This window comes from Martelella mangrovi (assembly GCF_040545495.1).
Classification (GTDB): Bacteria; Pseudomonadota; Alphaproteobacteria; order Rhizobiales; family Rhizobiaceae; genus Martelella; species Martelella mangrovi.
This window is the reverse complement of record NZ_JBEPLY010000004.1, coordinates 372648-386635: the sequence shown is the minus strand read 5'-3', so window position 1 is coordinate 386635 and position 13988 is coordinate 372648. Positions and strand designations below refer to the sequence as shown.

At 61.8% G+C, this 13988-nt stretch carries 16 protein-coding genes; 7 read left to right on the top strand and 9 right to left on the bottom strand.

The window, feature by feature from the left end:
- Positions 1–4: 4 nt before the first annotated feature.
- The 3 genes from ABID12_RS08620 to ABID12_RS08610 are packed head-to-tail and all read left to right on the top strand — an operon-like array spanning position 5 to position 2446.
- On the top strand, positions 5–883 hold the full coding sequence (locus ABID12_RS08620) for an ABC transporter permease (RefSeq protein WP_435528201.1): 879 nt from the start codon (positions 5–7) through the stop codon (positions 881–883).
- Positions 870–1712 carry an ABC transporter ATP-binding protein gene (locus ABID12_RS08615; protein ID WP_354433870.1) on the top strand — a complete coding sequence of 281 codons (843 nt, stop codon included), beginning with the start codon at positions 870–872 and terminating at the stop codon, positions 1710–1712. The genes ABID12_RS08620 and ABID12_RS08615 overlap by 14 nt, the downstream gene beginning before the upstream one ends.
- Positions 1709–2446, top strand: a complete 738-nt coding sequence (locus tag ABID12_RS08610) for an ABC transporter ATP-binding protein (RefSeq protein ID WP_354433869.1) — start codon at positions 1709–1711, stop codon at positions 2444–2446. The genes ABID12_RS08615 and ABID12_RS08610 overlap by 4 nt, the downstream gene beginning before the upstream one ends.
- A gap of 32 nt (positions 2447–2478) precedes the next feature.
- On the opposite strand, the gene ABID12_RS08605 is transcribed toward ABID12_RS08610, so the two are convergent.
- Complete coding sequence (locus ABID12_RS08605) at positions 2479–2655, bottom strand: hypothetical protein (RefSeq protein WP_354433868.1); 177 nt, start codon at positions 2653–2655, stop codon at positions 2479–2481.
- Positions 2656–2809: 154 nt separating this feature from the next.
- Entirely contained in the window at positions 2810–3754 is a 945-nt protein-coding gene (locus ABID12_RS08600; RefSeq protein ID WP_354433867.1) for a DMT family transporter, read from the bottom strand.
- A 71-nt stretch (positions 3755–3825) separates the two neighbouring features.
- Here ABID12_RS08600 and ABID12_RS08595 point away from each other — a divergent pair, with 71 nt between their 5' ends.
- Together ABID12_RS08595 and ABID12_RS08590 are read left to right on the top strand one after the other, a co-directional pair.
- Positions 3826–4743: a LysR family transcriptional regulator gene (locus tag ABID12_RS08595; RefSeq protein ID WP_354433866.1), complete on the top strand. Its 918-nt coding sequence runs from the start codon at positions 3826–3828 to the stop codon at positions 4741–4743.
- Between the two features lie 96 nt (positions 4744–4839).
- Complete coding sequence (locus tag ABID12_RS08590; protein WP_354433865.1) at positions 4840–5703, top strand: NAD(P)-dependent oxidoreductase; 864 nt, start codon at positions 4840–4842, stop codon at positions 5701–5703.
- Between the two features lie 93 nt (positions 5704–5796).
- Here the strand turns inward: ABID12_RS08590 and ABID12_RS08585 are convergent, their stop codons facing one another.
- From ABID12_RS08585 to ABID12_RS08565, 5 genes are all read right to left on the bottom strand, one after another.
- Positions 5797–6561: an SDR family NAD(P)-dependent oxidoreductase gene (locus tag ABID12_RS08585; protein ID WP_354433864.1), complete on the bottom strand. Its 765-nt coding sequence runs from the start codon at positions 6559–6561 to the stop codon at positions 5797–5799.
- 107 nt (positions 6562–6668) lie between these two features.
- The gene (locus ABID12_RS08580; protein ID WP_354433863.1) at positions 6669–7607 is read right to left on the bottom strand and encodes an alpha/beta fold hydrolase; all 939 of its coding nucleotides are present in this window, start codon (positions 7605–7607) and stop codon (positions 6669–6671) included.
- Positions 7608–7710: 103 nt separating this feature from the next.
- Positions 7711–8319, bottom strand: a complete 609-nt coding sequence (locus ABID12_RS08575; RefSeq protein WP_354433862.1) for a TetR/AcrR family transcriptional regulator — start codon at positions 8317–8319, stop codon at positions 7711–7713.
- Positions 8320–8571: 252 nt separating this feature from the next.
- Complete coding sequence (locus ABID12_RS08570; RefSeq protein ID WP_354433934.1) at positions 8572–9054, bottom strand: SDR family oxidoreductase; 483 nt, start codon at positions 9052–9054, stop codon at positions 8572–8574.
- 72 nt (positions 9055–9126) lie between these two features.
- A complete protein-coding gene (locus ABID12_RS08565) occupies positions 9127–9345 on the bottom strand; it encodes a Rossmann-fold NAD(P)-binding domain-containing protein (RefSeq protein WP_354433861.1) in 219 nt (72 codons plus the stop codon).
- Positions 9346–9745: 400 nt separating this feature from the next.
- On the opposite strand from ABID12_RS08565, the gene ABID12_RS08560 reads away from it, so the two are divergent.
- A complete protein-coding gene (locus ABID12_RS08560) occupies positions 9746–10588 on the top strand; it encodes a MipA/OmpV family protein (RefSeq protein ID WP_354433860.1) in 843 nt (280 codons plus the stop codon).
- A gap of 203 nt (positions 10589–10791) precedes the next feature.
- Here ABID12_RS08560 and ABID12_RS08555 read toward each other — a convergent pair whose 3' ends face one another.
- Together ABID12_RS08555 and ABID12_RS08550 are read right to left on the bottom strand one after the other, a co-directional pair.
- Complete coding sequence (locus ABID12_RS08555) at positions 10792–11166, bottom strand: nuclear transport factor 2 family protein (protein ID WP_354433859.1); 375 nt, start codon at positions 11164–11166, stop codon at positions 10792–10794.
- Positions 11163–11858: a GntR family transcriptional regulator gene (locus ABID12_RS08550; RefSeq protein ID WP_106310907.1), complete on the bottom strand. Its 696-nt coding sequence runs from the start codon at positions 11856–11858 to the stop codon at positions 11163–11165. The genes ABID12_RS08555 and ABID12_RS08550 overlap by 4 nt, the downstream gene beginning before the upstream one ends.
- Positions 11859–12096: 238 nt before the next feature.
- Between ABID12_RS08550 and ABID12_RS08545 the strand changes: the two genes are divergently transcribed.
- A complete protein-coding gene (locus ABID12_RS08545) occupies positions 12097–13929 on the top strand; it encodes a gamma-glutamyltransferase family protein (protein WP_354433858.1) in 1833 nt (610 codons plus the stop codon).
- The last annotated feature ends 59 nt before the right edge of the window (positions 13930–13988 follow it).

Below are 13988 nucleotides of genomic sequence, written 5' to 3'. Positions count from 1 at the left end.
GACTATTCAATCTCCGGCCCATCAGGCCCTCACGCGTCTTGTCACCGGCTTGCGCAACGCGCTGTCGAAGCTCTCGCAGGAGCCGGTGGGCATGTTCGGCTTCCTGTTTCTGGCGTTGCTGGCGGTCATCGCCATCCTCGCCCCGCTGATCGCGCCCTACAGCCCCACCGCGCAGAATCTCGGTCAGGCGTTGTTGCCGCCCAGTGCGGCACACTGGGCCGGCACGGACGAATTCGGCCGCGACATCCTCTCGCGTCTGATCTATGGCACGCGCATCACGTTCCAGACCGTTCTGGCCGTTTCCTTCATCGTTGGCCCTCTGGGACTGGTTATCGGCATTGTGGCCGGCTATATCGGCGGCAGGACCGATGCCGTTCTCATGCGCATTACCGATATCGTGCTGTCCTTCCCCTCGCTGGTGCTGGCCCTGGCATTTGCCGCGGCGCTGGGCGCCGGTCTGGGAACGGCCATCATCGCCATCTCGCTCACGGGCTGGCCGGCCATTGCCCGCCTTGCCCGGGCCGAAACCCTTGTCGTGCGCAACACCGACTATGTTGCCGCTGCCCGCCTTTATGGCTCCTCACCGTTGCGGCTGCTCGCGCTCTACATCGCGCCCATGTGCATCCCCTCGGTGGTGGTGCGGCTGACCCTGAACATGGCCGGTATCATTCTCACCGCTGCCGCTCTTGGTTTTCTGGGCCTTGGGGCCCAACCGCCGGCGCCGGAATGGGGTGCGATGATCTCCAGCGGCCGGCGCTTCATGCTGGACAACTGGTGGGTCGCCGTCATGCCCGGTATCGCCATTCTGCTCACCAGCCTGGCCTTCAATCTGGCCGGCGATGCACTTCGTGACATATTGGATCCCCGCCATGCCCGCTCCTGATCCTATCCTATCCGTTCGTGACCTGTCCGTTCGCTTCGGCCGTTCCAGTATCGTGGCCGTTGACGGTGTCAGCTTCGATATCGGTGCCGAGCGCGTCGGGGTCGTGGGAGAATCCGGCTCCGGCAAATCAACCATGGGGCGCGCCATCATGCGGCTTCTGCCGCCATCGGCGGATGTTGCGGCAAGCAGGCTTGATTTCGAAGGCGCGCCCGTGCTGACGCGCAGCGAAAGGCAGATGCGCGGCCTGCGCGGCAACCGCATGGCGCTGATCATGCAGGATCCGCGCTATTCGCTGAACCCTGTGCTTTCCGTCGGAAAGCAGGTCGCCGAAGCCGCCAGGCTACACCAGAAGCTGGGAAAGAAGGCGGCCTATGCGCGCGCCGCCGAAATGCTGGAACGTGTGCACATTCGCGATGTGGCGCGCACCATGGCGCTTTATCCGCACCAGATTTCCGGCGGCATGGGGCAGCGCGTCATGATCGCCATGATGCTGCTGGCAAGGCCCAGGCTGGTCATCGGCGACGAGCCGACATCCGCGCTCGATGTCAGCGTGCGTGGCGAAGTGCTCTCGCTGCTCGACGAGATGGTACGGGAGAACAATTCCGGCCTTCTGCTGATCAGCCATGATATCCGCATGGTGGCCGCCTTCTGCGAACGTATTCTGGTCATGTACAAGGGGCGCGTCGTGGAAGCGCTGACGCGTCTGGAAGATGCACAGCACCCCTATACCCGGGGTCTGATCGGCGCGATGCCCGATCCACGCCATCCGGTCCGCCGGCTGGCGACACTGGATCGGGCGGCCATTGAAAAAGCGGAGGCATTGTCGTGATCGAGGTTACTGAGCTCAATGTATCATTCGGCGCGCGCGACGCCCGCAAGCATGTCGTCAAGTCTGTCTCCTTTGCGGTGAAGCAAGGCGAAACGCTCGGTATTGTCGGCGAATCCGGCTGCGGCAAGTCGACGGTTCTGCGCTCGCTCGCCGGTCTGGATCGACACTGGGAAGGGCGCATTGCCCTGTCCGGTCAGCAGGTGAACAAGACCCGCAGCCGCGAACAGCTCGCCCTTGCCCAGATGGTGTTTCAGGATCCGTTCGGCTCCATTCATCCGCGCCACCGTATCGAGCGGGTTCTGGCCGAGCCGATCCGGGCCATGGGGCGCGGCAGTGGATGGAATCTGGTTGGGCCCGCGCTGGAACGCGTCGGCCTGCCGGCGGCCTTTGCCGAGCGCTTTCCGCATGAACTTTCCGGCGGCCAGAGGCAGCGCGTGGCCATTGCGCGTGCACTCATGCTGGAGCCGAAAATATTGCTTCTGGATGAGCCGACCTCGGCGCTCGATGTTTCGGTGCAGGCCGAAATCCTGAACCTGCTGGCTGATTTGCGGGACGATCAAAGGCTCACCTATGTGCTGGTCAGCCACGACCTGGCCGTGATTGCCCATATGTGCGATCGTGTTCTGGTCATGAAAGATGGCGCCTTCGTGGATGACCTTTCCAGACAGGATCTGGCGGCCGGCATCACCCATCATCCATACGCAGACAGCCTGTTCGCGGCCAGCTATCTTTGAACGATGTGGCCGGGCGACAGGGCCTGATTCCGCTACATCTTGAAGGTGATGCCGGCCTCATCGGGGATGTGCGGCGTCAGCATCTCGATCGACAGGATCTGCTCGATATGATGGACGCCGGGCGCGATGTCGTGGCGAAGAACATGTTCGACCACCATGGCGGCGATCAATGCCGTGATGCGCGCTTCCTTGCGCCCTTCCATTTTCATCCTCCGTACGATCCTTTGCCCGGCTTTCGTGCCGTGCACCTCGACGCTCAGCGCCGTCCGATCGGACCCCATATCGGGACATTTCCCGACAGAAGCGCCACACGCATCCGTGATGCCTCGTTGGAAAGGGCAATGCGGCGGCTTGATATCCGGGTCAGCCCGCATCTCGAGAGCTACGCATGAGAGATCGCCTGGAAGGCGCTTGTGTGCGGTCGCGAAGCCATTGCCGTGCCTGTCTGCCGACCAGTATCAGCGCCAGGCCCAGCGTGACGAGGATGGCGGCCGCTGCTTCTTCGATGCTCACGGTCTCCCCCAGCAGGACGGCCCCGAGCGCAAGGGTCACCGCCGGTATGAGTGCGGGAAGCGTTGCGCCGGCCACAGGCCCGAGCAGTTCTGCGGACCGGTTGAAGGCATAGATGGCGACGACACTGACCAGCACGCCCTGGAAACCGGCCTGCATCAGGATGTCCGTCATTGGTGCTGAGGAAAGCGCGTGCGGCAGGGCAAATGTGTAGAGCGGCAGATAGAGCATGGCAGATCCCACTGCGACGATCGCCGCCGCGTTCAGCGCCGGAACGCCTGCACTGCGCACCACGAGGGCGTAGAGCGCCCACATGATCCCCGTCCCGGTGAGGATCAGGTGCCCGGGTGTCACACCTCCGCCCGAACTGGTGAGCCACACGATCCCTGACATGGCCAGGGCCAGTCCGGCCATGCGTATGCCGCCGATCCGGTCGCCAAGCACCAGCCGGCCCAGCAGAACCGATGAAACGGCCATGACCCCCGGGTTCAGCGCGCCGGCTGCCGCCGCAGGCGCTGTCGTCATGGCAAGCGAGAGCAGCAGCACGTAGGGCGCTCCGAACAGGCCGATAAGCGCCAGCACGCCGCCGAAGCCAAGCCGGTCGGTGCCCAGCCCGCGCCGCAGGGCGACGGGCAGCAGGATCACCGAGGCCACGCCAAACCGCAGCATGGTCAGATCGTAGGCATTGAGATGCGTCGTCACGCCAAGCCTCAACATCACGAGGGAGCCGGACCAGACCCCGATTGCAATGGCGGCCCAGCCGAGGCCTGTAAGGGTCTTCCTGATTCTAGGGGGCATGTTGCCTTCCTTTCCGTTCAGGAAACCATAGGCTTTGACTGACGTGCAGAAAAACGATACCTTTTAAACAAATGATGCAGAAAATCGAAACATACAGTGAAGCGGATGCCTTACTCTCCGCCACGCGCACCCTGAGCCTTGAGGCGCTGCGCAGCTTTGTCGCTATCTGCGAGACGGGGTCGTTCCGGCGCGCGGCCGAACGCACGCATAAATCCTATTCTGCTGTCAGCCTGCAGATCGGCAAGTTGGAGGAACTGCTTGGCGCGCGCTTGCTCTATCGGGATGCGCGTCACGTCAGGCTCACGGAACAGGGGGAGTTACTGCTGAGCGTGGCGCGGCGCATGCTGGGTTTGAACGACGAGGCCTTCGCCCTGTTCAGGACCGGGGCGCTTTCCGGGCGACTGCGATTACTGGCGCCGCACGACCTTGGCGTGTCCCTTGTGCCGCGGCTGTTGCAGCGGCTGGCCGAGGTTCATCCGGGCATCCATGTCGATGTCCGGCTTGGAACCTTCGAAACGGTGACATCCGGCATGAGGGAAGGCAGCGCGAATGTTGCGCTTTTCAACGATGTCGGGCCGTCGGAACTTCCTGCGCGGGACCTGTTTTCGGAGCCCTTGCAATGGCTTATGTGCAATGGCGGGCGAGCGGCCGAGCGCGAGCCGCTGCCCCTTGCCCTGGCGGAAACCGGCTGTGCCTGGCGCGACGCAGCGGTGGCGGCACTGGCAAAATCCGGCCTGTCCTATCATGCGGCCTATTCCAGCGACACATCGATGGGCCAGATGGCCGCCCTGCGCGCGGACCTTGCCATCGCGGCCCTGCCGCGTTCACTTGCGGATCGCGACCTGGTGGAAGTTCCCGGGCACTACGGCTTGCCGGATCTTCCGCTGACGCATATCCGGATAGCGGATGATGGTAGCGATCTTGCTCTGGCTTTCAGCTCTCTTGTGGTTGATGCAATGCAGTCTCTGCCGGCTATCGCCAAAGGGTAAGTTGGGTTTTTATCGGCTCAGAAAGCTGATTGCGGGGTGGCCGGCGCCGGTCGGGATCATCGGATTTCAAATGTTTTAGAGCGAAAGGCGAAAACAATGGCGAATGTTGCATTTCTCGGTCTGGGGGTCATGGGATACCCGATGGCGGGGCATCTGGCCTCGAAGGGACATGACGTGACAGTCTATAACCGGACCGCGGCGAAAGCCCGAAAATGGTCGGAGGAAAAGGGCGGGGCCTCGGCGCCGACACCGGCTGCTGCCGCATCGGAAAAGGAAATCGTTTTCTGCTGCGTCGGCAATGACGATGACCTGCGCGCCGTAACGCTGGGCGAAGACGGTGCCTTTTCGACCATGTCTTCCGGATCGGTGTTCGTGGATCATACGACCGCCTCCGCCGAAGTCGCCCGCGAACTCTACGCCGCTGCTGCCGAGCGCGGGATTGCATTCATCGACGCGCCGGTTTCAGGCGGCGAGGCCGGTGCGGTGAACGGCGTTCTGACGGTGATGTGCGGCGGCGATGAGGAGGCTTTTTCGCGCGCGCAGCCGGTGATGGAATGCTACGGCCAGTCCGTGCGGCTCGTCGGTGCGGCCGGCAGCGGCCAGCTTGCCAAGATGGTCAACCAGATCTGCATTGGCGGACTGGTACAGGCGCTGTCCGAGGGTATTCATTTTGCCCAGAAGGCTGAGCTCGATGTCGAGCTGGTGCTTGAAATCATCACCAAGGGCGCTGCCGGTTCCTGGCAGATGGAAAACCGCGGAAAGACCATGAATGACGATCAGTTCGATTTCGGCTTCGCCGTTGACCTGATGCGCAAGGACCTGAATATCTGCCTGGCCGAAGCGCGCCGCAACGGCGCCTCGCTGCCTGTAACGGCCGTGGTCGATCAGTTCTATTCGGATATCCAGAAAGCCGGTGGCGGCCGCTGGGATACGTCAAGCCTTATCCGTCGGCTGAAGTGATAGTCGATCGGTTCATCCGAACCGGGCGATAGGAGGAACCAGCGCAGCAGATGCGCTGGTCCTGTCCTTCAGACACCGTTCTGCCGTCCGTATTCAGACGGCCATGGTTCCGCCGTCGACGGGAAGCGCTGCGCCGGTGACGAAACTTGCGTCATCGGAAAGCAGCCAGCCCGCGGCTTGCGCAATTTCGTCGGCCTGACCGAAGCGTTGCATCGGCACGGCGGCCTGGATCGCGGTGAAGATCTTGATCAGTTCAGGGTCCTCGGGCATCCGGCCTGTCATCGGCGTCTGGGTCATGCCGGGCATCACTGCATTCACGCGAATGCCCTTCTGCGCATAGTCGACGGCAGCAGCACGGCTCATGCCGAGCACGCCGGCTTTCGCCGCGATATATTCCGATGCAAAGGGGATTGCCGCCATGGCCGTGGTCGACGAAGTGTTGACGATGGCGCCGCCGCGATCCGAGGCGAGCATTGCCGCGATCTCGTGTTTCATGCACAGGAACACGCCCTTCAGGTCGATGTTGATGACCTTGTCCCACTGGGCTTCGTCCAGTTCGTGCAGCGGCTTGATGGCCTGTTCGATGCCGGCATTGTTGAAGGCGCCGTCAAGCTGCCCGAATGTCTCGATGGCGCTGGCGACCAGATTTTCGACATCGGCCTCCTCTGCCACATTGGTTTTCACGAACAGGCTTTTGCCGCCGTCGGCACGGATTTCCTCGGCGATGGCCTCGCCGCCATCGGCCAGATCGGCAAGAACGACGCGCGCGCCGCTTTTGGCGAAATGTCTTGCGGCGGCGCGGCCGATCCCACTCGCTGCTCCCGTAACGATCAGTACTTTGCTTTCAAGGTTCGACATCGTTTCCTCCTTCAGGTGTTGAAGTCGTTGCAGACCGGTTGTTTCAGCCGGTCCTGGCCGGCACGCATTCAAACCGGAACGCGTGCCGAATGGTGGCAGACGCCCCGTTATTTCGTGAAAAAGTCCAGCAGCCCGGCAAGCAGGGCTTCCGGCTTTTCCTCGGCGGGAAAATGGCCGCAGTCGGGGATGATCAGCGATTCAACATTGGTCGCGAGGGTCCGCTGTTCGTTTTCCACCATCGGGCCGCAGGCCAGCGCCCCGGAAAAGGCCAGCATGGGCACGTCATGCTTTTTCTCCGCATGACGGCGAACCTGCGGAATGGTGTCGTCAATCGCGCGGTAATAGTCGAAACTCGCCTTCAGCGTGCCCGGCACACGGCGCAGCATTTCAATGTAAAAGTCGCGCGCATATTTCGGCACGGCATCTTCGGACGCCGCCTTGGACGCGAACTGATAGTTGAAATAGATGTCTTCCCGGCCCTCGACCAGCCGTTCATTGACGTCGAGCGCGCGGTTGAAATTGAAGTGCCAGAGGAAGTCGCTCATCCAGCGCTCGTCGGGAACCAGTTCCGGCGAGGGCGAGGCGCCGGGGATCGTGCCTTCGCCAAGCGCCATGCGCGTGATCCTTTCGGGACGGGCGGCGGCCATCGCATAGCCGACCATCACGCCGATATCGTGGCCTGCGACCGCAAAACGTTGATGGCCGAGGACGTCCATCAGGTTGAACATGTCGTCGGCCAGCGTATCGACATCAAAGCCGTCGGCGGGCTTGTCGGAAATGCCGAGCCCGCGCGGGTCGATGGCGATCACCGTGAAATGCTTGCTCAGTGGCAGCATCAGATAGCGCCAGGCAAACCAGCTTTGCGGCCATCCGCAATGCAGCAACAGCGGTTCACCGCTGCCGCCGATGACGGCGTGCAGCCTGATCTTGCCGGTGTCGACACGCCAGCTCGTGAATGTCTCGGTGAAACCTTCGGGAAGGCGCGGGACATCGGTGACGGATCCGAAACCCGATAGTGGAACGATGTGCTTGGAGGCGCTCGTCATATGGCTGTCCTTTGTATGCTGAATTCTGTAATGCTCAACATATAAATAGCCGATCAAGCGTCTGCAAATGAATTATTTGTCACTCAATACATAAATATGGTTCTCAGCCGAGCAGCCGCTGACAAAACAGATCGGCCGCAGCGCGCAGTTTGGCCTTTGTCGCCCCGTCCACGGCTTCGATCGCAAGCCCGCTGAAAAATGCCAGTATGGCATCGGCAAGTGCGGTCAGGTCGGTATCCCCGGATATGTCGCCGTCTTCGATGGCCCGCGTCAGGCGTTTCATGAGACGGTCACGGAAGCGTCCGCGCTGATTGCGCAGAATTGTGCGGACCGTCATATTGGAAGTGCCAAGATGGGTCGCGCCAAGGATGACGAGACAGCCGCGCGGCGCGTCGGTAGCGACGAACAGGTCGATCGAGGCGAACAGCATTGTGCGAAGCGCCTGGCGCACATCGCCGATCCGGTCCAGCGCCCCCCATGAGGGTTCGGCTTCCGATGTGACGTAAAGATCCACCGCCTCACGAAACAGCTGTTCCTTGGAGCCGAATGCCGCGTAAATGCTGGGCGAAGCTATCCCCATGGCCTCGATCAGCTGGGTCATCGAGGTCCCCTCATAACCATGCGACCAGAAGACCTGCATGGCCCGTTGCAACGCTTCATCCCGGTCAAAATTGCGGGGGCGGCCCCGGCGCACAGCCGCTGTCTTATCCATCATTCATCTCCTTGCGTCACAGGCGCCACGGCGTTTCTGGGCGTGATTTTCGGCTCTGGTGCTGAGCGTCAACGGTGAAGCCGGCGATCACGACCATTGCCTCACATAGCCCCAGGCACGCCTTCATTCAAACCGTGCATCAGTGGATGACGATGGATCATGACACGGTTCGCCATCATCCAGCGATTATAGGTCCGTTTGCGCGCGATAGTAGACCCGCAAGCCCGCGGCGACCAGATCTATGGTTTCCCATCATGCGGGCGCCCACCGGTGGCCGTCTTGCCATCGCTGTTTGCGCTTACGCCTCCGGAAGAAAGGCGAACCCGGCCTTCGGGGTGTTTCGTGCCGGTCGTGAAATACCGCCGTCGACATGAATATTCTGGCCGGTAATATCCCGGCGCCATCCGAAAGCAGAAAGGCGACGGTTGCGGCGACCTCGTCGATCTCGCCATAGCGGCCCAGCGGAATTTCGCTGCAGATCGCCTCGTCTTCAGGCAGATATTCGAGCCATCCGGGAAAAACATTGTTGATCCGGATGTTATGCACCGCATTATCGGCCGCAAAGCGCTGGGTGACGGTTATGAAACTGGCGGTGAAGGCATCTTCGCCCGAGGACATGAAGTCTGGCATCGGCGGCGGGGACATGTTGACGATCGCGCCCTGTTTCTGCCTGCGCATCACCGGAGCGATAATGCGCATGGTGCGGATCATGGACATCAGGCAGGCCTCGTGGATTGCTGTGCCGGGCAGGGCATTGAAGCCGAAGGCTTCCGACCACGGGCAGTTCAGCAGGGCGTCGACGCGGCCCTAGCGCTCAAGGGCGCGGTCGGCGAGTTCCTGGAGGTCGCGAGAGGACTGGGCGGTGCCGCTGACGCCGAGGCCGCCGATCTCTTTTACAAACGCTGCGTGGCGTGGTGACGACAGCAGCATGGCAACGCCATATCCGGCGCGCGCCAGCAATCCGGCCGTAAAGGCGCCGATTGCATTGTCACTTCCGACGATGAGAACGACCTTTGTTTCTGTCATGACTGGTCTCCAATACCGGCAATGATGGCCCGACCGGAATGGCGCGCGAAAGCGCAGGCCTGTCCGGCCGGGTTTAAAGACAGTCTAGAGGCAAGTTGTCGTGACGATTTCTCGAATTTGTGTCGAAATGTTACGGCGTTTTGACCGAGGCGACATGAGCGCGCGCGAAAGCACCGGCGGGTCGCATCGCGAGAGGGAAGCGGACGCCAATGATTCCAGCGGGTTGGCATCTTTTCTGCCTTTATCCGGCCGCCATTATGCCACATATGTGGCAGGCTCGTAATCTTTTGTAATGAAAGAAAACACGAACCCATTGTCTTTGCGGCAACAATGAAACCGGCCTCCCAGGTTGCGCCGGGTCCTCCGGTGCGTTCGTATTTCATCGGAGCTTTCATTACAGATGGTAAAATTCAAACATTTCGCTGCGACAGCAGCCGGATTGGCGGGCTTCGTTTCCGTGATCGGCGCCGCAGACAGAGGCTTTGCGGCGGATGCCGCCGTTGATGACGCCCCGCCGCCGGCCATTTCGGGCCCGCAGCCGCTGGAAAAACAGGCGTTCGCCTCGCGGTGGGAAGTGATCGTCGGCGGCGGCGCCAGTTTCAGGCCCGCCTATGAGGGCGGCGACGAGATGGAAGTCAGCCCGATCCCGATCGTGTCGATCGGCTATGCCGACTGGCTTCATCTCGATCCCGGCGGGCTGGGCGCCACGCTCTACAAGGATGGCGGTTTCAATGTCGACGCCCGTTTCGGCTATGAAGCCGGGCGTTCGGAAGATGACGGCGACCTGCTCAAGGGCCTTGGCGATGTCGATTTCGGCGTCACGGCGGGGGTCAAGGTCGGCTACCAGTGGGATGCCTTCGAATTCTACGGCGTCATCGACAAGACCATTGGCGGCAGCGAGGGACTGAAGGGCAAGATCGGGGCGAATTACGGCTGGCATATGGGCGAGAAGCTGGTTGTCGCGACCAGTCTCGAGGCGACGATTGCCGACGAGAACTACATGGACAGCTATTTCAGCATCAATGCCGCCCAGTCCGCGGCCTCGCGCCTGCCGCAATACAAGGCGGAGGCCGGTCTTCAGCGCGTCGATTTCGATATTTCCGCGACCTATGCCTTCAATGAGCACTGGCTGATGCAGGCCGGCGCCGGCGTTGGCGTGCTTGTCGGCGATGCCGCCGACAGTCCGGTCGTGGAAAACGAATGGCAGCCGCAGGTCACGCTGTCGCTCGGCTACCGGTTCTGATCAATCTGCCTCCATGGGGGCGCGGACACGCGTGTTGGATGTGGGATGCGGTGTGGCAGGTCAGCAAGGCACGTCCTGTGTTGGCGGACTTGCGGCCTGTCGCTTTCCGGATCGCCTCGTGATGGCGTGCGTTACCTGTCTGGAACGGCCCGGCGCACTCGATATCACATTGTGTGCGATCGTCTGTCTTGTTGTTTTCGATGCTATTCCTGCGCCGAGACATGATTGAGCGCGATCACCCAGCGATCGTCGCGCTTGCGCATCAGGCGCGTATTGATGCCCTGCTGGGGGCCGGTGTCGCGGATGAGTGTATAGGTGCTGACAAGTTGCGCCGCGTCGTCGGCGAGCATCTCGATGCGGATGTCGGAAAACGTCAGCGCCCTTTGCGAGCCGGGCGCGCCGCCGTAATCGGCGATGTAGTGGTCGAGGGTGGCCTGCCAGTCCTTCTGGATACGTCCGCGCGATACGAAAACGACATCCGGGTTTGCGAAACCTTGCATATAGCCGGCGAAATCGCCGCGATTCCATGCCGCCTGCATGTCGCCGATCACAGCGCGGATTGCGTTTTGCGCGCTCACAACGCCTCTCCCGTCTTCATCTCCGCTCCGCTCAGTCGCTGCCGCTTGTTGACGACCTCGTGGGCGGCGGAAATCAGATGCCGTCGCAGTGCGCTTTCGGTTGCCGTCGGGTCCTGGTCGAGAATGGCATCGACGATCTGCTGATGTTCACGCGAAGACCGTTTCAGCCGTCCGGCATCGTCAAGCTGATATTTGCGAAACGGCGCAAGCTTCACCCGCAGCGCCTCTGCCGAGGCTATGATATCGGTGTTGTGGCACCCCGCGAAGATCAGCGCGTGGAAGCGGTTGTTCAGGGCTTCGTAGGCGGCGCTGTCGCCGGTCTCGGCAAGGCCTTCCATTTCATGATGCATTGCCTGGAGCTCGGCGCGCTCGCTCATTGTCATGCGATGACAGGCGAGCCGTCCGCACACCGCCTCGAGTTCGGCCATCGCCTCGAACATCTCGTCGATCCGTTCCGGCGAAATCCGTGTCACGACGACGCCTTTGTATGCAATCCGATCGGCAAGTCCCCGACTACAAAGGATATGCAGAGCCTCCCGAACCGGGGTGCGGGAAACCGAAAACTGGCTGGCGATTGCTGTTTCATCCAGTTTCGCGCCGGCCGGAATGGTCCCGTTGATCACCTGATCCTCAAGTTGACCGGCGATCCTGTCACCCAGACTCATTTTCTGCATCGATAAATTTTCAAGCATTTTCATTCCTTTAGTGCCACTTCGGCGAGGAGCGTTTTGGTTCGTCGCCGGCTGACATGCGATAAAATACACAATCCGCTTGCCATATGCCAATTTAATATACAGTATGTAGACAATTGTTTGAAAAGAGCGGCTTTCGTCGTGACCTCCAAGCATATTGTGTTTCATTTAGGCATATTTGGATTTCATTGTCGACAATATGCTGTCTGATTTGTCCCGCCCAGAGGCTTGCTGAGATATGGCATTCACCACCCGCCCCGAACTGAGAGGCACGTTTGGCGCTGTCTCGTCCACCCACTGGCTTTCCGCCGCCGTTGGCATGTCCATCCTCGAAAAGGGCCATACCGCTTTCGACGCGGCCGTTGCCGCCGGTTTCGTGCTGCAGGTGGTCGAGCCGCATCTGAACGGGCCGGGCGGCGAGGTTCCGATCATCGTGACGCCGGCGGGCGCCGACAAGCCGGTGGTCATCTCCGGTCAGGGGCCGGTTCCGGCAAAGGCGACGATTGCGCATTATCGCGGCCTCGGTCTCGATATCATTCCGGGCACCGGCATGCTGGCCGCCTGCGTTCCCGGCGCCTTCGGGGCGTGGCTGACGCTGTTGCGCGATTACGGAACGGCCGAACTGGAGGATGTTCTCGCCCCCGCCATCTATTACGCCGAAAACGGCCATCCACTGGTGCCGCGCATCGCCAACACCATTGCCGCCATGCGGCCGCTGTTCGAGACCCACTGGCCGACGTCTGCGGAGACCTATCTTCCCGGCGGCAAGGCGCCTGAGGCCGGCAAGCTGTTTCGCAATCCGGAACTTGCAAAGCTCTATGGCGAACTTCTGAAGCAGGCGAAGAAGGCCGCCACCCGCGAGGCCCGCATCCAGTCAGCACTTGATTTCTGGTATCGCGGCCCGGTCGCCGAAAGGATTGCGGATTTCTGCGAGACAGAGGATGTCTGGGATGTTTCCGGCCGTCATCATCGCGGCCTGATCACCGCCGACGACATGGCGCATTTCACGCCCAAGGTCGAGGCGCCGGTTTCCACGACCTATGGCGATTATGAAGTGTTCAAATGCGGTCCGTGGTCGCAAGGGCCTGTCCTGCTTCAAATGCTGAATATATTGAAGGGCACCGATATCGCCTCCGTCGATCCGATGGGCCCGGATTTCGTGCACCTCGTCGTCGAGACCGCCAAGCTTGCCATGGCCGACCGCGAGAGCTGGTATGGCGATGGCGGCGATGTACCGATGGCGACGTTGCTGTCCGACAGCTATGCCGATGCTCGCCGCGCGCTGATTGGCGCTGAAGCCTCGTTCGAGGTGCGTCCCGGCACGCCGGACGGCCGCAATCCGCCGATGCCGCCGCACCGCGCCGTCGGCACCATTGCCCAGCCGGGCCTTGGCGGCGGCGAGCCGACGGTCGCCAAGGAGAAGAAGCTTCCCAATGATGCGGCCGGCGAGCCAACGCTGACCCGTGAGGGCGCGCAGCGCGGCGACACCGTGCAGGTCTCCACCGTCGACCGCTGGGGCAACATGGTTTCGGCCACGCCTTCGGGCGGCTGGCTGCAATCAAGCCCCACCATTCCTGGCCTCGGCTTCTGCCTGACCACGCGGGCGCAGATGTTCTGGCTCGAGGAGGGACTGAACTCGTCGCTGAAGCCGGGCGTGCGCCCGCGCACCACGCTGACACCCTCGACCGTTTATCGCGACGGTGTTCCATACATGGCCTTCGGCACGCCCGGCGGCGACCAGCAGGACCAGTGGCAGCTCGTCATGTTCCTGCGCCATGTCCATGCCGGCATGAACTTGCAGGAGGCGATCGACGCGCCGTCCTTCCATACAGACCATCTGCCCAGCTCCTTCTGGCCGCGCGAGATCAACCTCGGCGCCGTCACGCTGGAGGGACGGTACGGCGAAGACACCCGCGCGGAACTTGCCCGCCGCGGCCACAAGCTCACCATCGGCGATGACTGGTCGGAAGGCCGGCTTTCGGCGGTGGCGCGAGAGACGGCCGGCACATCGCTGCTGCTGAAGGCGGGGGCCAACCCGCGCGGCGTGCAGGGCTATGCCGTCGCCCGTTAACGCAATTCCGGCAAAAGCGGAGACCGGTTTTCCGCCCGCAATTGCGTGAAAAACAAGAG